Consider the following 19681-nt stretch of genomic DNA (forward strand, 5'->3'; position numbering starts at 1 on the left):
AGCAGTCACCCGCCGAGAGGAACCACCATGACGGCCCCGTCCCGCACCGAACAGCCCGCCCTGCACGATATCTTGGGTGCGCCGCTGCCTCCTGCGCCGGTCTACGGTCGCAATAGCATTGCCGATGTGCTGGAGTCCGCCTCATCCCTCGTGGCTCAGCGAAGCCTGGCGCGCCCGGTCCACGCCCTGGACGCCGACCCGGCCTTTCACTCCTCCGCCGACCCTCTGAACCTGGCTGCCCGCCTGACCGAGCAGGATGTTGACCCGGACTCCTTCCGCCACGCCTGCGTAATCTTGGTGGACGGCCTGGGCGAGGAGCTGCTCAACCGATACGCCGGCTACGCGCCCGCCCTGCGCAAGAGCCTGAGCCTGGGCCCGCTGGACGCCGCGTTCCCCACCACCACGGCCGCATCCCTGACCTCGCTGGGTACCGGTACGGCACCCGGCGCGCACGGCGTTGCCGGCTACGAGGTGCGCAACCCGGCGGGCAACGGGGGAGCGGGCTCGGTCATGAACCACCTATCCGGCTGGGATCAGTCGGTCGACCCCCACGCCTGGCAGCCGCTGCCGACCGTGCTGGAACGCCACCACGAAAACCGCCGCGTGCTCACCATTTCGCTGGGTAAGTACCGCGGCACCGGCCTGACGGAGGCCGCCCTGCGCGGCGGAGACTTCGTGGATGCCGTCGGGTACAACGCCCGCGTCACCTACGCCCTGGAGGCGCTCTCCAGCCGCACCCCGACCACCGTGTACCTGTACTGGGGCGAGATTGACGCCGCGGGCCACCGCTACGGCGTGGGCAGCGACGAGTGGCTGCAGCAGCTTGAGGAACTGAACTCGGCGCTGAAGCGTCTGGCGGAGCGCGCCCCGGCGTGGGCGGCACTCTTCGTGACCGCCGATCACGGCATGGTAAACGTGCCCGAGCACCAGCGCATCGACTACTCCGGCGTGGAGGAGCTGACCCGCAATATCGCCATGACCGCGGGTGAACCGCGCGCCGTGCACCTGTACCTGGAGGACACTTCGGAGGCGGCACGCACCGCCACCGCTCAGCGTTGGGCGCAGTACTGGGGCGAGCGCGCCTGGGTGATTGACTCTCGCGAACTGATGCGTGCCGGCTACTTCGGCCCAATCGTGACCGATGCCGCGCGCTCGCGCATCGGCGACCTGATGGTGTGCGCTCGCGACGACTGGGCGCTCTACGATATGCGCCACTATCAGGAGCGGGCCCTGCACATGGTGGGCCAGCACGGCTCGCTCACCGACGCCGAGCGCCTGGTACCGCTGCGCATGCTCAAGACCTTCTAAGACTCGGAAGAGCCCCGCTCAGCGGATACAGGCTGAGAAGATAGAAAAAGCCGCCGGTTATTCACGCGAATAACCGGCGGCTTTCTGCTGTCTTGGTGCCTTTGCCTAGAAGCCTTTATCGGGCGGCGCGAGGGCGGTCGCTTACTTGCGGCCGCCGAAGATGATGTCGTCCCAGGCGGGAACGCTCACGCGCTGCTTCTTCGAGGAAGACTTGGGCTTCTCGGCCGCGGAGGCCTTGGTGGATTCCTCGGCCGCACCCGCAGCTTCTGCGGGCTCATCCTGCGCCGCGGGAGCCTCGGCAGTCTCGGCTGCCTCGGTATCGGGGGAGTGCTTGCCGTACTCCTCCGGTGCCGGATGCGCCGCGGGGGTGTGCGCGGAGGGCGCACCGGTCAGCGGGCCTCGATCGGCGGTTGCGGGCTGTGCGGGCTGTGCAGGCTGTTCCTCGTTCGCACGGGTGGTCGCCTCAGCCTTGGGGGCCTCAGCAGGAGTCTCTGCGGGAGCCTCAGCCTGCGGAGCCTCAGCAGACTCGCGATGCACGAACACCTCGGGCTCCTCAACCTGGGCGGGACGCACCGAGCGGGCACGCTCCAGAAGCTCCTTGAGCTTACGCTCGTCAGCACTCTCGGAAGAAGCCATGGGAGCCGGTGCGGGCTCCGGAGCCTTTGGCAGGCGGGCCTGCGGAACCTCCACGGGGGCCTTCTTCGCGGCGGCGGCCACAGCGTCCTCGCTATTGCCCATCAGGAAGTACGCGGCCTCGTTCGAGGCGTACAGGCCCTGGTTCGCGGGGTTGTACACCCAGCGGGCGGGGAACATCACCTGCGAGGGCAGGTTCTGACGCACCGAATCCTTCAGCGCAATATCAACCTCAACGCGCCACTGGCCGTTCTCCTGCTGGCGGGTCGTCCAATCCTGGGTGGCCTCCTCAAAACCGTAACGCTCCGAAACCTCCTCAATGCGGGCGCTGAGCGTCACCGGAATCTGCGCGCTACCCGAAGCCGAATCGCGGCGGCCAATCTTCACGCTCTGAGCGGCACGAATAATGTGGGCACGCTCGGCCACGATCGGCCACTCGTAGCGGCGCACGCGCTCCGGCTCCCAGCCGGACTCCTCCGCAATCTCCTCAACGGAGGCACCCTGACGGAATCGGGTCTGAATATCGCGCGGGCCGTAGGTGCCCTTAGCGCCCAGGCCGCGGGCGGGCTGAATACGGCGAGCCTTGGTGATGCTCGTGCGCAGGTTAGCGTCAATGGGCAGCAAGAAGCGGGTGCCGTCGGCAGACTCAAGCACCAGATTTTCGCCGTCATCGTGCACGCCAATCAGACGTAGCTCAAGCATGAGAACCTCCATAGGTGAACCGGGCGCCTTCCGTGAAATGTGGTGCACGGAACGCAAACTACCTTCCAGGGTACCGTGAAAGCGCGCAAAATCAGTAGCTCGGGGGCTTGTTTGGGCCAAAAAATATGTCCCGCGCCATCTTTATTGCACAGAATATGACGTCGTGTATGCTCAAAGCTCACGCTGGATTAGACAAAAGGGTGTTCAATGGTGAACAATACCTGGCATGTCGTCACGGGCGTAGCGGCGGCATGGAGAATTTTAAAACCAGAGTGGCGCGGCTAACGCGGCCACAGATTCAATAGATTCAACGGAGCGTGAAAGTTTGGCAACTGATTACGATGCACCTCGCAAGCAGGACGAAGAGCAGAGCGAAGAGTCCTACGAGGAGCTCAACGCGCGCCGTTCCGACATGCAGTCCGGCGCGGTAGATGAGGACGAGAACAGCGCCGCCGAGAGCTTCGAGCTTCCCGGCGCCGACCTCTCCAACGAGGAGCTGAACGTCGTGGTTCTGCCCGCTCAGGACGACGAGTTCACCTGCGCATCCTGCTTCCTGGTTCGCCACCGCTCGCAGATTGCACGCGAGGACGGCGGCCTGTACTACTGCGTCGAGTGCGAAGGCTAATATTCCAAGGATGGGTAACCCCCACCCGATAGACATCTGAACGGGGCGAGTGCCACACGGCACCGCCCCGTTGAGTATGCCTCCGCACCCGCCGCGCGGAGCCTGGCACACACATCCCGAAAGGACCGACCCCGATGAACCCCATCAACGTTCACATTAAGCTGCTCGATCCCGAGCTGCCCGCCCCCTCCTACGCCAAGCCCGGTGACGCCGGCGCCGATCTGCGCTCGCGCATCGAATTCGAGCTGGAGCCGGGCGAGCGTGCGCTCGTGCCCACCGGCGTGGCCATCGCCCTGCCCGAGGGTTACGTGGGTCTGGTGCATCCGCGCTCGGGTCTGGCCACCAAGCACGGTATTACCATTGTTAATGCGCCCGGAACCGTTGACTCCGGCTACCGCGGTGAGCTGATGGTCACCCTGCTCAACACCGATAAGACGAAGGCTTTCCACGTGAGCCGCGGCGATCGCATCGCTCAGCTGGTGATTCAGAAGTACGAGCACGCGACCTTCACCATCGTGGAGGAACTGGACGAGACGGAGCGTGGCTCCAGCGGCTTCGGCTCCAGCGGAGTTCACTAGGACGGGCTCGCACGGGTCCGCCGCGCTGCGGCTCGCGCGTAGAAACGTACCTCCCCTCAACGGATTCTGACGGATTCCCCGGGTGGAGGGAACACAACCCGCACCCGGGGTGCGGCGAAAGGTGGAACACCATGTTCGGATTTGGTAAGAAGAAGAAAGCCGAGGAGGCCGAGAAGGCCGCCATCGACAAGGCTGTCAACGAGGAAATCGAAGAGACCAGCGTCGAGGTCGAGGAGCTGAAGGAGGAGGAGAACTCCGCCGAAGTGATCAAGTACGATCGCGTGAACGGCCCCCACGACATCGAGGAGGTCAGCGAAGAGGATCTCGAGGACTACGTCGACCTGGGCGCCCTGCGCATCAAGATGCACGAGGGCATGAACCTGCGACTCGAGACCGATGACTCGACCGGTGCGGTGATTGCCGCAACCATCACCCGCGAAGGTGCAACCCTGCAGGTGCAGGCCTTCGCAGCGCCGCGTACCACCGGCATTTGGGACGACATCCGCCACGACCTGACCGAGTCCGTCGCCTCCCAGGGCGGCACGGTTGAGGTGTACGCCGGCGTGTTCGGTGCCGAGATGCTGACCCGCCTGCCCGCCGTCACCCCGGATGGCAAGCGCGGCGAGCGCATCGCCCGCTTCGTGGGCGTGGACGGCCCCCGCTGGTTCCTGCGCGGCGTCATCTCCGGTGCCGCTGTGCTGGGCGACGAGGCTGCCGCAGCCTCCGTGGAGGAGGTTTTCCGCGATGTGGTGGTGGACCGCGGTGACGACCCGCGCCCGCCCCGCGAGCTGCTGCCCATGACCCTGCCCGCAGACCTGGCTATCGCCGAGGACGAAACTGAGGACGAGGAGCCGAAGGATAATCACCAGGAGCTCCGCCCGATGCCTCGCCGCGGCCCCGAGATCACCGAGATCGGCTAATGCCGAGCTTTTCGCATCATCCGAGCGCGCTCGTGGTTCCCGAGGAGCCCCTGATTGCTCCCGGCTACCCCGAGCGCTTTCGCGTGCGCCTCGCCGGTCGCGTGGAGCAGGTGTGGCTGCCGACGGCCCACAGCAAGCCGATGTACCGCGCCGAGCTGCTGGTCGCCAAGTCGAAGCCCCTGCAGTGGTCGAGTCCGCTGGCGCTGATTGGTATGCCGATTGTGGAGCCGCCCGGTGAGGATTTTGAGGAGGAATCCGAGGACCCCGAGAAGCAGCACCATCTGAACACGGCCTCGCTGGCCACGGTCACCTCGCAGCTGGAAACCGTGGATGTGGCTTTTCCCTCCTACCCGCCGTTCAACTACGGCGATCGGGTGATACTCAAGTGGCAGGGCCAGCAGATGGTGCCGGGCGTCCTCGCCGGTGCGCTCCTGCGCTGTTCGGGCGTGGTGTCGATTCGAGCGAACCAGCCGATTATTTACAATCCGCGCTACGAGATTGTGCCGCAATTCTTTGTGGAGAAGGGATAACATGAGCTCCGAGCCGACCAACCCCGACCGGGAGGCCGAGAAGACCGCGCGCGAAACCGTGCCCGCATCCGCCGCACAGCAGAGCCGGGCGAGCGAGTGGGACGAGGCCTCCGAATCCTCCAAATCGTCCGAGTCGCCGCACCAGTTCGCGCAGGCGGTGAGCGCCTCCATGAGCGCGAACATGCGCCGCACCGCCAACGGTGACGTGGATGTTCTGCACGCCATCGGCGGTTGGCGCGGCCTGGTGGAATCATCTCTGCCCGCGGTGGCGTTCCTGGTGTTGTTTACCGTGACGAAGGAACTGAACCTTTCGCTGATTGCCGCGCTGGTCGCGGCCGCCGCCTTCACCCTGATTCGCCTGGTGCAGGGGTCCAAGCTGGTGAGCGCCCTGACCGGTCTGGTGGGCGTGGCGATTTGTGCTTTCGCGGCCTACCGCACGGGTAACGCGAGCGACTACTTTGTGGTTGGTTTCTGGACGAACGGCCTGTATTCGCTGGGGTACCTGGTGTCCATGGCGGTGCGTTGGCCGATTACGGGCCTGATTTTCGGCGTGATTCGCGGCGAGGGCCTGACCTGGCGGAAGAACCCGGTGCGGGTGCGCCAGTACATGCTGGCCACCTGGATTATTACGATCCTGATGCTTCTGCGCCTGGCGGTGCAGATGCCCCTGTACTTTGCCAACGCGGTGGAGGCGCTGGGCGCCACCCGCCTGATTATGGGCCTGCCGCTGTACGCTTTGGGCGTGTGGCTGGCCTGGCGCGTTTCGGCCCCCGGAGAGGCGAGCTCGGGTGGGGACGCCGAGGCTCGCGATGCCGAAGAAGCTGAAGAACCTGAGACCGCTAATAGCGCTGACAGCGCTGAGGGCTCTGAAAACCGCTAAAACACACCCCGCACCTTCGTAGAGAAGGCTTCATAGAAGATAAGGCGAAAGCCCCGGTCCGTAAGGGGATCGGGGCTTTCGCATCCTCAAATTTAGGGAATAACCACGCCGCGTAAGTCTACGCGAAGAGAGCGCGAATCTGATCCTCACCGGCAATCGTCGTGATGAAGAACAGCTCGTCGCCGCCCTCGAGCACGACGTCGGGGCTCGGCGGAATCGGGGCGCCATCGCGCAGAATCGCGGTGAGTACCGTATCGGCCGGCCACTGCACGTGGTCGACACGGTAACCGATGATGGGGTGATCCTCCGGCACAGTGTACTCAGCCAGGGTCGCGCCACCGGCCTGCAGGGTCAGCAGACGCACGACGTCGCCCACCTCCACGGCCTCCTCAACCAGCGCGGTCATCAGGCGCGGGGTGGACACGGCCACATCCACGCCCCAGGAGTCGTCGAAGAGCCACTCGTTGCGGGGGTTATTCACGCGGGCCACGGTGCGCGGCACGCCGAACTCGCTGCGCACCAGCAGGGAGATCATCAGGTTTGCCTTGTCGTCACCGGTTGCGGCAACGACCACGTCCGCCTTGTTCGGGTGCACCTGGCGCAGCACGGACAGCTCGCAGGCGTCACCTATATGCCAGCGCACGCCGGGCAAATCGGCGCGCTTCTTGACTTCGGGCTTGGAATCGATGATGGTCACGTCGTGGCCGTTCATCATGAGCTCCTTGGCAATCGATGCACCCACGGAACCGGCACCGACGATGAGTACCTTCATTACTTCTCCTTCGGATTCGGGCGCTGGCGGCCAAAGAGCTGGCGGGGATCGGGCAGGGAGGGGGTCCCGGATCCACTGGTGGCCTTACTCGTGGCGGAACGCAACCAGTCCATATTCGCGTCGGTGCGGTACTCCACCTCGTCGTCCTCGGTGCGCGGCGGGCGCGAAAGAATACGCGTCACATCGGCGACGTCGTCGGTACGCATCATCACGTGCACGCTATCACCCTGCTGGTAGGCGCTATCGGGGCGGGGGAGCATACCCTCACCAAAGCGGGTGATGTAGGCGATGCGCACCCCGGCGGCACGCTCAATGTCGACGAGCGCGTGGCCGGCCCAGCCGTCATCCAGCGGAATCTCGGTGAGCATGAGGCGGCCCGAAGGCTCACGGAAATCACCCTTCAGCGCCTGCTCGGGCAGCAGACGGCGCAACACCTGATCGGTAGACCAACGCACCGAGGCCACCGTGGGGATGCCCATGCGCTGGAAGAATTCGGCGCGGTTGGGATCGTACACGCGAGCCACCACGTTCTTCACCTTGAACAGCTCGCGAGCCACACGCGCGGCAATGATGTTCGAGTTATCACCCGACGAGACGGCGGCAAAGGCGTAGGCCTCGGTAATTCCGGCGCGCTTGAGGGTCTCCTGATCGAAACCCACACCGGTCACCAGCTGACCCTCGAAACCCTTGCGCAACGGCTGGAAGGCGCGCTCATCCTGATCGATGACGGCAACCGTGTGCCCGGAAGCCTCCAGCGTGCGGGCCAGCATGACGCCCACGCGCCCGGCGCCCATGATGACAAAGTGAGGCATGCTTCTCTCCATGTGTTGATGACGCGCTTTAACGCATACCCTTCCAGTGTAATTGAACCGCTCATTGAATTGAGCTTTGGGGCCCGGGAAGATAGCCTTAATAGGTGAGAAATCGTTGGGACAGGATGCGCATCGCCCTGATCGGTCGACCGGTCAGCACGCGGAACCTTTCGGCAGTGACCCTGCCGAAGCGGTACGCCCTGCCCCTTTTTGGTGCCGACGGCATCTCCTCGGTGGCCTATGCTGCCGACCAGACGATCCTGACCCTGGCCGCGGCGGGTGCTTCGGCGCTCGCGTTCTCCCCGTGGGTTGGCCTGGCGGTCGCCCTGGTGGGGCTGGTGGTCATCGGCACCTACCGCTACAACATCAGCCAGATTGCCGCCGAGGGCGATATTCAGCTGGTGCACAAGAAGCTGGGCGCGCTACCCTCGGTCATGATGGGTGCCTCCTCGCTCATGGACTACATGCTGACGGTTTCGGTGTCCATGTCTTCGGCGGCCACATTCCTCGTGGCCCTGTACCCCGAGATTCAGGATTGGCGCACGACGATTGCGGTGCTGCTCATCCTGGCTCTGACGCTCACGGCCCTGCGTGGTCTGCAGCTCATGGGCAAGATTGCTCACTGGCCGCTGTACATCTTCCTGGCGCTACTGGGAATCACCCTGATTATTGGTTGGGTGCGTGCCTCCGTGGGCGCCCTGCCCGTGGCCGAATCCGCCGGCTACGCCATCGTGCCGGAGCTAGGCAGCAACGCCACCGAAGGCGTGGCGCTCATGCTGCTGCTGGCACGCTCCTTCTCGGGAGGCGCGGTTGCTTTCTCCGGCGTGTCGACGATTTCCAATTCGGTCCGCTACTTCCGCCCGCCCAAGAAGTACAACGCGGCCCTGACCATGATGATGATGGGCATCATCACCTCCGTTCTGCTGGTGGGCCTGTTGAGCCTGGCCTACCTCACGCACGTGCACATGGTGCATGACACGACCCAATTCCTCTTCATCGACGGGCGCGCGCCGGGGGAGTACTTCCACCAGAAGCCCGCCCTCTACCAGGTGGCTCTCGCGGTGTACCGCGACACCCCGATTTACGCGCAGCTGCTGGTGTTTGCGACCGTGGGCGTGCTGATTATCGCTTCGATTACCGCGTTCACCGGCTTCCCCATGATCGCCTCCTCCCTGGCGGACTACCAGTACCTGCCCGTCTTCTTCCGCAGCGTGGATTCCCGCGGCCTGTACACCAACGGCGTGCTGACCCTCGCGGGCTTCTCGACGATACTCACCGTGCTCTTCGGCTCGGATGTCTACTCCCTGATTCAGCTGTACATCGTGGGTATGTGTATCTCCATGGTCATGGTGCAGCTGGCCGTGGTGCGTTACCGCATGCGCCTGCTGCGGGTTACCCTGGCCCAGATGCCCCGCCGCGCCCTCCTGCGCGATATCGCGGTGTCCGCCCTGGGCGTGACCGTCACCGCCGCCGTACTCGTTGTGGTGATCGTCACGAAGCTCGGTGCCGGCGCCTGGCTGTCCCTCGGAATGATTGCCCTCATGGTTGGAGGTATGATGCTCACTCACCGTCGTTACGCCACGGTCGACGAAGCCATGGATATGCCGCTGAACGCCGAGTCCGTGGCGGATGTGGCGGCCCTGCCCTCACGCGTGCACGCCATCGTGTACGTGGAACGCGTGCGCAGGCCCGCGGTGCGTGCCCTCTCGTACGCGCGTGCCTCGCGTCCCTCGACGATTGAGGCGCTCACCGTCAACAACGACCGCGCGGCTCTCGAGATCGTGAAGAACCGCTGGTACGCCCTCGACATCCCAGTGCCGCTGTCGGTCATCGACTCGCCCTACCGCGATACCGTGCAGGCAGTGGTCTCGTACATTCGCCGCCGCCGCAAGAAGTCGCCGCGCGACATCCTGGTCGTGTACCTGCCCGAATTCGTGGTGGATCACTGGTGGCAGCGTATTCTGCACCGCCGCACCGTGCGCCGCCTCAAGAAGGCGCTGCTTCATGAGTCTGGCGTGATGACCGCGACCGTGCCGTGGGCCATGCACGAGGACGAAGTGTACGACGAAATCTTCGACCAGCGCCTGCAGACCGAAGAGGTCGTCGAGGAGGCGACCACCCCGGGGGAGAACCCCGCCCTGGCACCGAACGTCACCCGCCCCGCCGGCGGCGGCCGAGAGCTCACCCAGAGCAACCGTCACGCGGTCTACCGCGGCCGATTGCACGAGGACTCTGCATCCTAAGCTACGCGGGGGAGCGCAGCTTCCCGAGAAAACGGCGGCCCCGAAGAGTCGCACTGAAACACGAAGGGACCGCGCTGAAAGGCTCGCCCTATTGCCTTGCTACAAGCACCTGCTGCAAACGCCCCGGACCGGCACGGTGAGGGCTTCACCGCACTTCACCCCCGGGGAGCGTCGAAACCCGAGACCCCGAATATTTCGGTGTAAAATGGTTCACATTAAGTGATGATTAGGAGACAATGTCGTGACTCAACACACCACTGACCCCGCTGCCGCCTCCACAGAAGCAGGTGGTTACAGCGTCGGCCAAGTCCTCACCGTCACCTGTGAAGCACCCGCCCACGGAGGCTCCTTCGTCGCCCGCACCGCAGAGGGCGTCATCTTCGTTCGCCACGGCGTTGTCGGCGAGCAGGCTCGCGTGCGCATCACCTCCATCGGCCCCAAGCGCCGCTACTACTTCGCGGACGTCATCGACGTTCCCGTACCCTCCCTCGCCCGCCGCCCCCACCCCTGGATTCAGGCCGATGCGCTCGCCAGCGCCGAGGAGCGCGCCGCCGCAACCGGTGTGCCAGAGCTGCTGGGCGGCATGGAGTACGGTCACCTCGCGCTGGATGAGCAGCGCCGCTACAAGACCGATATTGTGCGCACCCAGATTCACCGTCTGGGCGGCCTGCCGCTGACCTCTCCGCTGCTGACGAACCTGACCGTCGAGGAGCTGCCCCTGCGCGATAACTCCGAGGGGCTGTCGTGGCGAACCCGCGTGCGCTACGCCGTGGCCCGCGTGCGTGAGGAAAACGCAGAGGGCCGACCCGTCGTGACCTGGCGCGTCGCCATGCACCCGTACCACGCCTCCTCGCCGGTCCCGGTCGTTGATTTTCCGCTTGCGGCCAGGGAGTTGCGCGACCTGCACCTGGAGCAGCTGAACCTGCGCGGTGTGCGCGAGGTGGAGGCGACCGTCTCCTCCCGCGGCCGCGTGCTACTGCAATTCATCGTGGACCCGCGCTTCTCGATTGACGAGATTGCGCGCGCGGTGGAGGAGCAGGCCACCGAGGCCTGGGGACTGCTCGCCAAGCGTAAGGTGTCCCTCTACTTCACCCCGGAGTCGACCTCGAACGGCAAGCCCAGGCGCCGCCGCCCCGGCGCCTCCCACGCACCCTACCGCCGCGTGGAGGAAAGCGACCGCCTGCTCGGTGCCGGCCTACGTTCGGTGACCGAGGAAGTGACCTTCGGCCCCCGCCGCTTCAGCTACCAGGTCTCGGCCGGCGGATTCTGGCAGATTCACCGTTCGGCTCCTTCGACCATGATTGCGGCGATGCTGACCATGCTGCGCCCGCAGGAGGGCGAGTGCGCCCTCGACCTGTACGCCGGAGCGGGACTGTTCACCGCGGCCCTGGCCGATGCGGTGGGCCCCACCGGAACGGTCATCAGCATCGAGGGTTCTCCCGTGACCCACAAGGACGCCCGTTCCAACTTTGCGCCCGACGGATGCTCCCGCACCGATAACTCGGCGCAGACCCGCATCGAGGTGATTCGCGGTGACGTGGCGCGCCACCTGGTCGACCTGAAGACCGCCCGCGACTTCGAGCAGATTCCGCCGATTGACGCCGTGGTTCTGGACCCCTCGCGTGAGGGTGCCAACCGCACCACCCTGGAGCGCCTGGACGCTCTGGATCCCGGTCGCATCCTGTACGTGGCCTGCGACCCGGCGGCCCTGGGGCGCGACACCGGTATTCTGCGTGAACTCGGTTGGGATATGGTGCAGCTGCGGGCCTTCGACATGTACCCGAACACGCACCACGTTGAGAGCGTGGCGCTCTTCGAGCGTGCGCCGGCGAAGCCTCGCCCGCGTCGTCGCCGCAAGTAGGCGGCGGGTTAGCCGAGGCTCGTCCTTCGACAGAGGAGGGCGGGGCGCGGGCCGGCGTTCGATTGGCGGCAGACCTGCCCGGGGCGCCGTCGGAAAAGGGGAGAGCTCGTCTCACCTGACGGTGACGCGAATCTGATTTTTGGTCCCTTAAAAGGTAAAATCATTGGAGAACCAACGCACGGAATGAGCCGTGCCCTGAACCCTTGAGGAGTGTGGGTGTATGTCTGCTGAAAATGCGTCGCCGCAGGAGAACAACCCGAAGGCCGCCACCCCCGGAGCACCCACCGTAGATTACAGCCTTGGCGATGGCCACACGGCCCGCCTGCTGCCCGGCATCAAGGACCCCTCCGACCTGCGCAACCTGAGCTACGAGCAGCTGGAGGAGCTCTCCAACGAGATCCGCCAGTTCATCGTGACGAACGTTTCGGCAACCGGCGGCCACCTGGGCCCGAACCTGGGCGTTGTGGAGCTGACCCTCGGCATCCACCGCATTTTCGATTCCCCCAAGGACAACATCCTCTTTGACACCGGCCACCAGTCCTACGTGCACAAGCTCGTGACCGGCCGTCATGCGTTTAAGACTCTGCGCCAGAAGGGCGGCCTCTCGGGCTACCCCGACCGCAACGAGTCCAAGCACGATATTATCGCCTCCTCGCACGCCTCCAGCTCTATCTCCTGGGCCGACGGCATTTCGCGCGCCAACCGTATTAACGGTGAGGACGACCGCTACACCGTCGTGCTCATCGGCGACGGCGCGCTCACCGGCGGCATGGCCTGGGAGGCCGTGAACAACATCGCCGCCGACCGTAGCCGCAAGGTCGTAATCATCGTGAACGATAACGGCCGCTCCTACGCGCCCACCATCGGCGGTTTCGCTAACCAGCTTTCCGAGCTCAAGCACGGCGTGCAGCAGCAGGTGGACCGAGTTCGCCTGGACCACCGCTACGACCGTGCCCTCGACGCGGTGCGCGTGGGTCTGCAGCGGGGTGGCGCCCTGGGCCAGATGATTTACCGAGGCCTGCACGGCATGAAGGCCGGCATCAAGGATGTGGTGGTGCCCAAGGGTATCTTCGAGGAACTCGGCATGAAGTACGTTGGCCCCATCGACGGCCACGATCAGCAGGCTGTGGAGAACGCCCTGACCGCCGCGAAGAACTACGCGGGCCCGGTCATCGTGCACGCCATCACCGAGAAGGGCCACGGTTACGCGCCCGCCCGCGCGAACAAGGACGACCAGTTCCACGCGGTCGGCCCGATTGACCCGCTGACAGGTAATGCCGTCTCCAAGAGCACCGCCGAGTCCTGGACCAGCGTCTTTGGCCGTGAGATTGCAGATATTGCGGATGAGCAGGAGAACGTCGTCGGCATCACCGGCGCTATGCTCATTCCCGTGGGTCTGCGCGAGTTCCAGAAGCGCCACCCCGACCGCGTGATTGACGTGGGCATCGCCGAGCAGCACGCCATCGCCATGAGCGCGGGCCTCGCCTACGGCGGCATGCATCCGGTCGTCGCGCTCTACGCAACCTTCCTGAACCGCGGTTTCGACCAGCTGCTCATGGATGTGGCACTGCACAAGGCCGGCGTGACCGTGGTCCTGGACCGCTCCGGCATCACCGGCCCCGACGGCGCAAGCCACCACGGCATGTGGGACTTGGCGATGCTGCAGTTCATCCCCGGGCTGCACCTGGCCGCCCCGCGTGACGCCGCAACCCTGCGCGAGGAGCTGCGCGAAGCCGTAGCCATCAACGACGCACCCACCGTGATTCGCTACCCCAAGGGCTCCGTGGGCGAGGATATCCCCGCTATTGAGCGCCGCGCCGACGGCGTAGACGTTCTGGCCCGCACCGGCGAACCGCATCCCGAGACCGGCCAGCGCGACGTGCTCTTCGTGGCCGTGGGCGCCATGGCCCGCGTGGCCCTGGAGGTTTCCGAGATTCTGGCCTCAGAGGACATTGAGTCCACCGTGATTGACCCGCGCTGGATCATTCCCGTTCCCTCCTCCGTCGTGGAGCTGGCCCGTGACCACCGCATCGTGGTGACCATCGAGGACGGCGTGCGTTCCGGCGGTGTGGGTGCGCGCATCCGACAGGAGATGCGCGAGGCCGGCGTCGATACGGCCCTGAGCGAGCTGGGTCTGCCCGCCGAGTTCATCCCGCACGCATCGCGCGAGCAGATTCTGGAAGAGGTTGGCCTGACCCCCGAGCGAATCGCCGCGGATGTGCGTGCCCAGCTGGCCGGCGACAAGGTGCCCTTCGCCCGTGAGGAGGGCCAGAAGCCCCGCCACACCGCGTAGCCGTAACGCGTAAAAGCTAGATACGCGAAAAACCCAGCTACCCCGACCGGGTAGCTGGGTTTTCTGCGTTTTCAACGGTGCACTTCAAGAGCGTAATTCAACAGTGCACTTCAACGGCACACGAAACTAAAACGAGGCAGAGGCTGGCCCTAGCTGTTGTTTCCCACAAAGATACGGCCGTCTTTCACCTGCACCGAGTAGGTCTTCAGCGGGGTCTCCGCCGGGCCGTGCAGCACCGAACCGTCGGCGGTCGCGAACTCCGAACCATGGCAGGGGCACACGATGCGGTTCGAATCCTGCACCTGCAACTGGCACCCCTGGTGAGTGCACACGGGGCTGTACGCCTTGTACTGACCCTCGGACGGCTGGGCCACAATCACGGTCGTGGTGCCGCGGGTCAGCTTAGCGGCCTTACCCCCGCCCACCGAAGACGCGGCTGCCATATCCACGGTTCCGTCGGGCGCGGTCACCGTCGTGCCGCCGCCCTCGGCGCAGGAAGCCAGCGCCGCGGTGGAGGCCAGGGCCCCGGTCACCAGGGTTGCACGGCGCGAAAACAGACGGGACGAGGCCCTCTCGGCATCCGACGCAAGGTCGGTTTCGGCAGTCGCCGCGGGCTTCACCGAAGCGGACTGCTCCTGAACGCTCGCCTGCCGGCAGCAGGAACAATTCTGAGAAGTAGACATAAATCCTCTTTCGTTGAGCGAAAGCTAACCCAAATGCTTCGCGAATACCGGCGCGATCGCGGGGGCGACCAGGCCGGTCTGCCAGGGGCGTGCGCCGTAGGCGGCCAGCGCATCCCGCAGGGACTGCTCGTCGTGACGGGCCGGCGGCTCCCAGCACAGTCGACGCACGTAATCGGTCGTAATCAGGTTCTGCGCCGGAATCGTTAGGCGCTCGGAGAGGTCGTCAATCACCTGGCGAACCTCGGTAAACAGCGCAAGATTCTCGGGGCGCTTCGACTCCCACGCCTTCAGCGGGGGAGGGGCGGTCGAGGGCAGGGTGTACGGCACCGCGTTCTCGCCGCGGGCTGCGGATGCGATTGCGCGCACCCAGCGGGGACCCTCACGGCGCAGGCCGCGCGTCTGAAAACCGGGGATGGCCATCACGGCCGGCACGTTGCGGGGCATGGTGCGGGCCGCCTCAATCAACGCGGAATCGGGTAGTAGCCGCTTCGAATCGATGTCCTTCTTGCGGGCCAGCGAATCGCGTTCAACCCACAGGTTACGCAGCGCCGTCAGCTGTTTGACCGACCGCAGGGCCGTGCGGCCCTTCGTCTTGCGCCAACGCTCCGGCTGGTCCGTGGGGTCCTTCACCGGTGATGCGCACAGGTACGCAAACTCCTCTTGAGCGTACTGCAGCTTGCCCTGCTTGCGGAGTAGCTCCTCCAAGGCGTCGCGCAGGTCGATGAGCACGTCAACGTCCAGCAGCGCGTAGTTCAGCCACGACTCCGGCAGGGGACGGTGCGACCAGTCCTCCTTCGAATGCTTCTTCTCCAGCCTGTAGCCCAGAAGCTCCTCAACCGTCGCGCCCAGATTCACGCGTTTCAGGCCCGCCAGGCGAGCACCCAGCTCGGTATCGAATAGACGCTTGGGGCGCATGCCTAGCATGTCGAGGCTCGGGAAGTCCTGGATCGCCGCGTGAATCACCCATTCGGCGTCGGCCAGCGCATCATTAATGATTCGCAGGTCAGAGAAGGCTTCCGGATCGATCAGGTACAGCTTGTCCTCGCGCTTAAGCTGCACTAGGAACGCGCGCGAACCGTAACGGATACCCTGCGCGCGCTCGGTATCAACGGCCACCGGGCCGGAGGCCGCCGCCAGCGACTCGGCCGCACGGCGCAAACCGCTCTCGGTGTTAATCAGCGTGGGAATCGGTGTCGAAGGGGTGTTCAGCGGAACAACCTCGGGAACCTCAATATCCTGAAGGGTCAGCGAACCGTTCGCTTTAGCTGCGCTACTCATGGAACCATCCTCTTCTGACGCTCAGGTGTTGTACATGTAAATCGCCCCGGGCACGCCACACCGGCCCCCAAAGGCACTAGGCCATTCTACCCGTCCCGGCTGAGAGGCTCGAATTAGGGGAATTTGGGTGGCCCCGGGGCCGCTTCTGGATGCTATTCCTCTTCGGCCTTTTCGTTCTCGGCCGGAGTGAGGGTCAGGCACACCGAGTTAATGCAGTAGCGCAGGTCGGTGGGGGTGGGGTAGCCCTCACCCTCGAATACGTGGCCCAGGTGCGAGTCGCAGGCGGCGCATCGCACCTCGACGCGGCGCATGCCGAACGTCGTGTCTTCCAGGTAGCGCACGCGGTCCTCGGCCAGGGGAGCGAAGAACGACGGCCAGCCGCAGTGCGAGTCGAACTTCTGGTCCGAGCGGAACAGCTCCGTGCCGCAGGCCCGGCAGGAGTAGATGCCTTCGGTGTGTGTGTTCCAGTACTCGCCCGTGAAGGGACGCTCCGTGCCGCCCTCGCGCAGCACCGCATATTCTTCGGGGCGGAGGACTTCACGCCAATTCTTTGCGATGGTGCCGACACCCGGCAACGAGTTACCCATGGGATTCTCCTTTAAATCGTTGATCTGTACACATGCATAACGCGGCGGTGGAGGAGTATATTTCCTCAACCGCCGCGGTGCGCTGCCTGTTCCGATATGTTCTGTCGCGGGGCAGCACGAGGCTGTTAGGCGCGGATATCTGCGTACTTTCCGTTGGTGAGCTTCAGCAGGTCGTCGGGGGCGAGCTCGACGTCCAGTCCACGCTTGCCTCCGGACACCATGATGATATCGAAGAGCTGGGCGCTTTCGTCCAGGAGGGTAGGGGAGGGGGTCTTCTGGCCCAGCGGGGAGATGCCGCCGACCACGTAGCCGGTGCGGCGTTCGGCGACCTTCGGGTCGCACATGGAGGCGTTCTTCCAGCCGAGGGCTGCGGCGGCGGCCTTCACGTTGAGCTTGCCGGAGACGGGGACGATTGCGACGGCGAATTCCTTTTCGTGCACGATGAGCAGGGTCTTGAAGACCTGTTCCTCGGATGCGCCGAGGTTCTTCGCAGCCTCTTCGCCGAAGGAGGTGACGCCCTCGGTGTGCTCGTATTCGCGCATCTGGAAGGGGGTGTTCGTCTCGGTCAGCAGTGCTACGGCGGCGGTTGCTGCGCCGCTCTTCTTACCTTTAGTTTTCTTAGCCATAGACACCATTTTACGGAAGTCACCATGCGCCGTTACGCGCCGAGAAGCCACATGTGTTTCGAAAAGCCACGAAAGAAGTGGCTTCTCGGCAAACATGTGGCTTCTCAATGGTTATGGGGTTATTTCAGTAGCCCTTTTTCCTTCAGCTGCTCTTGAGAAAGCGAGCCAACGACAGTCCAAAATCCATCTGATTTGTCTACGTTCTGAGGTAGCCTTTAGGCTCCCTTTTTTCTTAGTAAATACCGATGAGTAATTGCATGCCAAGACTAGTCAGGATGATAGCAATCCAGCAAAGGGCTCCAAGAAGAATGGATTTTCCACTGGATTTGATCATAGCAATGAGGTTGGTTTTGAGACCAATAGCACTCATAGCCATGATGATGAAGAATATGGAGAGTTGTTTGAGAGGTGAAAAGAAGCTAGTGCTGACACCGAAAGATGTGAGAAGAGTAGTTAGCAGAGAAGCTAGGATAAAGTAGAGAATGAAAACGGGGAAGATTTTTTTAAGCTTCACTCCTTGGTTGTCGCCTTGTTGACGGCTTTGCCAATAATAGGAGAGGAAGAGAACGATAGGGATAATAGCTAGAGTACGTGTCAGCTTGACAATAGTTGCAGGCTCAAGAGTGTTTGCATTGTAAAGACTATCCCAGGCACTAGCAGTAGCTGTCACAGAGGAAGTATCGTTGACCGCAGTACCCGCAAAGAGAGCAAAACCTTCGTTGGAAAGATGGAGCCAAGAACCTAGAGTTGGAAAGATAAGAGCTGCCAAGACATTGAAGAAAAAGATAACAGAAATGGCTTGGGCTACTTCTTTTTCCTTGGCGTGAATAACAGGAGCAGTCGCTGCAATGGCAGAACCGCCACAGATAGAAGATCCAACTCCAATCAAGGTAGCTAGCTTTGTATCAAGCTTAAAAAAGCGTTGGAAAAAGAAAGCTATAATCAAAGCAATTGAAATAGTTGAAAGGATAACAGGAAGGGAAGATTTCCAACTGCGAAAACTTGTGAGATATTGAGTCCAAACCCAAGCAAAATAACAGCATACTGAAGCAGTTTTTTAGAGCTATAAGTCAAACCGGCATCCAGTTGTGCATAGGAAGCGAGAAAGGGATGGAGAATCATTCCGATAAAAATGGCGAAAACAGGTGCTCCCACAACAGGCAGAAATCCTCCTAAAACCCAAGAGATGATAGAAATGATCAGACAGACTGACAATCCTGCCCAATTTTTTGATAGAAATGACATAAAAACCTCCGAAAATAAACACTCCTTATTATAATCTTATTTGTTAGAAAAATAAAATAGAAAGTAGGAATGCAGACCCAGCCCGGGGAACGCGCCACCTCAGCCTCCGCGCTGATAAAGGCCTTCGATATCCTTGAGGAACTTAATATCCTTCTCGTAGGTATCCAGCATATAGGGCCATACATACTGCATGTCACCGGTCTGAATACCGTAGTTACGGGCTCTGACCCAATCGGTCATCATCTCACGAAGACCAGCAAAGGTTTCAGGGTACTGTTGCGGCTTAGCCTTCGGAAGAGGGACGTTTTGAGCTATACCATATGCATCAGCTTTGCGGTACTCGCCGTCGGGTGCCTTTGATCCGCCGGAATAGCCGCGGTAATGACCGGGCTCGGAGTAGCGGAAGCAGAAGTAGCGTTAGATGCTGCCGCAGACGCCGAGGCGGTTTCGCTCGGCGCTGCGGAGGTGGTGGCTGCCGCCTCGTTATTTGCCTGATGGCCGCATGCCGCAAGCAGGGCACCAAGACCCAGAAGGGTACCGCCGCTCAGCATTGCGCGGCGGGTAAAAAGGTTGGAAGTCATGGAATTGTATTCCTCATATCGGTGTGGTGTGTGAAGAGATGGGGGGCTGGTTAGAAACCGGAAGACTAACCAACCGAAGGGAAGAACCCCGATAGATGAGAAGCCACATGTGTTTCGAAAAGCCACCAAAGAAGTGGCTTCTCGGCAAACATGTGGCTTCTCAACGTAAGACCCGCGGCGGACTTTACATGTCGGGCCAGTCACGGTGCAACGAATACTCTGTGTCCCCGTCACCGCTGTCGTTTAGATGCCAACGCTGACCGGTACGGATATCGGCCTTGCGCAGACGCGGGTTCGGGTTATCCTTTTTACCCATGGTGGGGTCGTTCTTGCAGCCCCAACGAGTATCGTCTTCATCGCAGGAGCCGCCGACGCGTCCTACATCAACCCACCACACACGCACCAGCAGCGGGTCAACGGTATCTTTCGTCAACACAACATCCAACGCCTGCCAATCGCCGCCGTTCACACGGAAACGACCAGAGTATGACACCGTTGCGTAGGCATGGAAATTACCCGAACGC

18 protein-coding genes and 2 pseudogenes are annotated in these 19681 nt (G+C 63.0%); 9 read left to right on the plus strand and 11 right to left on the minus strand.

Annotated features, from left to right (window positions below):
• Positions 1 to 27: 27 nt before the first annotated feature.
• Positions 28 to 1308, plus strand: a complete 1281-nt coding sequence (locus HMPREF2674_RS03850; RefSeq protein ID WP_049343108.1) for an alkaline phosphatase family protein — start codon at positions 28 to 30, stop codon at positions 1306 to 1308.
• A 141-nt stretch (positions 1309 to 1449) separates the two neighbouring features.
• Here the strand turns inward: HMPREF2674_RS03850 and sepH are convergent, their stop codons facing one another.
• The gene (sepH, locus tag HMPREF2674_RS03855; RefSeq protein WP_210400121.1) at positions 1450 to 2643 is read right to left on the minus strand and encodes a septation protein SepH; all 1194 of its coding nucleotides are present in this window, start codon (positions 2641 to 2643) and stop codon (positions 1450 to 1452) included.
• Between the two features lie 325 nt (positions 2644 to 2968).
• On the opposite strand from sepH, the gene HMPREF2674_RS03860 reads away from it, so the two are divergent.
• The 5 genes from HMPREF2674_RS03860 (at position 2969) to HMPREF2674_RS03880 (ending at position 6176) form a co-directional block, all read left to right on the plus strand.
• Positions 2969 to 3268, plus strand: coding sequence for a DUF4193 domain-containing protein (locus tag HMPREF2674_RS03860; RefSeq protein ID WP_049333595.1), 300 nt, complete (start codon positions 2969 to 2971; stop codon positions 3266 to 3268).
• 134 nt (positions 3269 to 3402) lie between these two features.
• Positions 3403 to 3846, plus strand: coding sequence for a dUTP diphosphatase (dut, locus tag HMPREF2674_RS03865; RefSeq protein ID WP_049333593.1), 444 nt, complete (start codon positions 3403 to 3405; stop codon positions 3844 to 3846).
• A gap of 131 nt (positions 3847 to 3977) precedes the next feature.
• Positions 3978 to 4766 (plus strand): DUF3710 domain-containing protein, encoded by a 789-nt coding sequence (locus tag HMPREF2674_RS03870; protein WP_070824876.1) that lies wholly within the window; start codon positions 3978 to 3980, stop codon positions 4764 to 4766.
• The gene (locus HMPREF2674_RS03875; protein ID WP_070824877.1) at positions 4766 to 5296 is read left to right on the plus strand and encodes an asparaginase; all 531 of its coding nucleotides are present in this window, start codon (positions 4766 to 4768) and stop codon (positions 5294 to 5296) included. Before HMPREF2674_RS03870 ends, HMPREF2674_RS03875 begins: the two co-directional genes overlap by 1 nt.
• 1 nt (position 5297) lies before the next feature.
• Entirely contained in the window at positions 5298 to 6176 is an 879-nt protein-coding gene (locus HMPREF2674_RS03880; RefSeq protein ID WP_084824423.1) for a DUF3159 domain-containing protein, read from the plus strand.
• Between the two features lie 118 nt (positions 6177 to 6294).
• Here the strand turns inward: HMPREF2674_RS03880 and HMPREF2674_RS03885 are convergent, their stop codons facing one another.
• Together HMPREF2674_RS03885 and HMPREF2674_RS03890 are read right to left on the minus strand one after the other, a co-directional pair.
• Complete coding sequence (locus HMPREF2674_RS03885) at positions 6295 to 6948, minus strand: potassium channel family protein (RefSeq protein WP_049343104.1); 654 nt, start codon at positions 6946 to 6948, stop codon at positions 6295 to 6297.
• A complete protein-coding gene (locus tag HMPREF2674_RS03890) occupies positions 6948 to 7760 on the minus strand; it encodes a potassium channel family protein (RefSeq protein WP_070824878.1) in 813 nt (270 codons plus the stop codon). The genes HMPREF2674_RS03885 and HMPREF2674_RS03890 overlap by 1 nt, the downstream gene beginning before the upstream one ends.
• 176 nt (positions 7761 to 7936) lie before the next feature.
• On the opposite strand from HMPREF2674_RS03890, the gene HMPREF2674_RS03895 reads away from it, so the two are divergent.
• The 3 genes from HMPREF2674_RS03895 (at position 7937) to dxs (ending at position 14157) form a co-directional block, all read left to right on the plus strand.
• Positions 7937 to 10003 (plus strand): APC family permease, encoded by a 2067-nt coding sequence (locus HMPREF2674_RS03895; protein WP_246826170.1) that lies wholly within the window; start codon positions 7937 to 7939, stop codon positions 10001 to 10003.
• 241 nt (positions 10004 to 10244) lie between these two features.
• On the plus strand, positions 10245 to 11864 hold the full coding sequence (locus HMPREF2674_RS03900) for a class I SAM-dependent RNA methyltransferase (RefSeq protein ID WP_070824880.1): 1620 nt from the start codon (positions 10245 to 10247) through the stop codon (positions 11862 to 11864).
• Positions 11865 to 12084: 220 nt separating this feature from the next.
• Positions 12085 to 14157, plus strand: a complete 2073-nt coding sequence (gene dxs, locus HMPREF2674_RS03905; RefSeq protein WP_084824424.1) for a 1-deoxy-D-xylulose-5-phosphate synthase — start codon at positions 12085 to 12087, stop codon at positions 14155 to 14157.
• Positions 14158 to 14306: 149 nt separating this feature from the next.
• Here dxs and HMPREF2674_RS03910 read toward each other — a convergent pair whose 3' ends face one another.
• The 8 genes and pseudogenes from HMPREF2674_RS03910 to HMPREF2674_RS03940 all read right to left on the minus strand — a co-directional run.
• Entirely contained in the window at positions 14307 to 14840 is a 534-nt protein-coding gene (locus HMPREF2674_RS03910) for a Rieske (2Fe-2S) protein (RefSeq protein WP_084824425.1), read from the minus strand.
• A 24-nt stretch (positions 14841 to 14864) separates the two neighbouring features.
• Complete coding sequence (locus tag HMPREF2674_RS03915; RefSeq protein WP_070681574.1) at positions 14865 to 16118, minus strand: HRDC domain-containing protein; 1254 nt, start codon at positions 16116 to 16118, stop codon at positions 14865 to 14867.
• Positions 16119 to 16270: 152 nt separating this feature from the next.
• Positions 16271 to 16705 (minus strand): peptide-methionine (R)-S-oxide reductase MsrB, encoded by a 435-nt coding sequence (msrB, locus tag HMPREF2674_RS03920; RefSeq protein WP_049347611.1) that lies wholly within the window; start codon positions 16703 to 16705, stop codon positions 16271 to 16273.
• A gap of 125 nt (positions 16706 to 16830) precedes the next feature.
• On the minus strand, positions 16831 to 17331 hold the full coding sequence (ybaK, locus tag HMPREF2674_RS03925) for a Cys-tRNA(Pro) deacylase (protein WP_070824881.1): 501 nt from the start codon (positions 17329 to 17331) through the stop codon (positions 16831 to 16833).
• Between the two features lie 232 nt (positions 17332 to 17563).
• Positions 17564 to 18576 (minus strand): annotated as a pseudogene (locus tag HMPREF2674_RS03930) (YeiH family protein).
• A 99-nt stretch (positions 18577 to 18675) separates the two neighbouring features.
• Complete coding sequence (locus HMPREF2674_RS09540) at positions 18676 to 18891, minus strand: DUF6318 family protein (protein ID WP_246826173.1); 216 nt, start codon at positions 18889 to 18891, stop codon at positions 18676 to 18678.
• Positions 18888 to 19157 (minus strand): hypothetical protein, encoded by a 270-nt coding sequence (locus HMPREF2674_RS09545; RefSeq protein WP_239662804.1) that lies wholly within the window; start codon positions 19155 to 19157, stop codon positions 18888 to 18890. Before HMPREF2674_RS09545 ends, HMPREF2674_RS09540 begins: the two co-directional genes overlap by 4 nt.
• 184 nt (positions 19158 to 19341) lie before the next feature.
• Positions 19342 to 19681 (minus strand): annotated as a pseudogene (locus HMPREF2674_RS03940) (peptide ABC transporter ATPase); the annotation flags it as partial.

Source organism: Rothia sp. HMSC062F03 (assembly GCF_001836905.1).
Taxonomy (GTDB): Bacteria; Actinomycetota; Actinomycetes; order Actinomycetales; family Micrococcaceae; genus Rothia; species Rothia mucilaginosa_A.

Excerpts from the sequence above, each read along its gene's own strand:
- HMPREF2674_RS03885 (WP_049343104.1), bottom strand. The coding sequence starts at position 6,948 with ATGAAGGTACTCATCGTCGGTGCCGGTTCCGTGGGTGCATCGATTGCC.
- HMPREF2674_RS03910 (WP_084824425.1), bottom strand. The coding sequence starts at position 14,840 with ATGTCTACTTCTCAGAATTGTTCCTGCTGCCGGCAGGCGAGCGTTCAG.
- dut (WP_049333593.1), top strand. The coding sequence starts at position 3,403 with ATGAACCCCATCAACGTTCACATTAAGCTGCTCGATCCCGAGCTGCCC.
- HMPREF2674_RS03850 (WP_049343108.1), top strand. The coding sequence starts at position 28 with ATGACGGCCCCGTCCCGCACCGAACAGCCCGCCCTGCACGATATCTTG.
- dxs (WP_084824424.1), top strand. The coding sequence starts at position 12,085 with ATGTCTGCTGAAAATGCGTCGCCGCAGGAGAACAACCCGAAGGCCGCC.
- sepH (WP_210400121.1), bottom strand. The coding sequence starts at position 2,643 with ATGCTTGAGCTACGTCTGATTGGCGTGCACGATGACGGCGAAAATCTG.
- HMPREF2674_RS03880 (WP_084824423.1), top strand. The coding sequence starts at position 5,298 with ATGAGCTCCGAGCCGACCAACCCCGACCGGGAGGCCGAGAAGACCGCG.
- msrB (WP_049347611.1), bottom strand. The coding sequence starts at position 16,705 with ATGGGTAACTCGTTGCCGGGTGTCGGCACCATCGCAAAGAATTGGCGT.
- HMPREF2674_RS09545 (WP_239662804.1), bottom strand. The coding sequence starts at position 19,157 with ATGACTTCCAACCTTTTTACCCGCCGCGCAATGCTGAGCGGCGGTACC.
- ybaK (WP_070824881.1), bottom strand. The coding sequence starts at position 17,331 with ATGGCTAAGAAAACTAAAGGTAAGAAGAGCGGCGCAGCAACCGCCGCC.
- HMPREF2674_RS03890 (WP_070824878.1), bottom strand. The coding sequence starts at position 7,760 with ATGCCTCACTTTGTCATCATGGGCGCCGGGCGCGTGGGCGTCATGCTG.
- HMPREF2674_RS03915 (WP_070681574.1), bottom strand. The coding sequence starts at position 16,118 with ATGAGTAGCGCAGCTAAAGCGAACGGTTCGCTGACCCTTCAGGATATT.
- HMPREF2674_RS03875 (WP_070824877.1), top strand. The coding sequence starts at position 4,766 with ATGCCGAGCTTTTCGCATCATCCGAGCGCGCTCGTGGTTCCCGAGGAG.
- HMPREF2674_RS03870 (WP_070824876.1), top strand. The coding sequence starts at position 3,978 with ATGTTCGGATTTGGTAAGAAGAAGAAAGCCGAGGAGGCCGAGAAGGCC.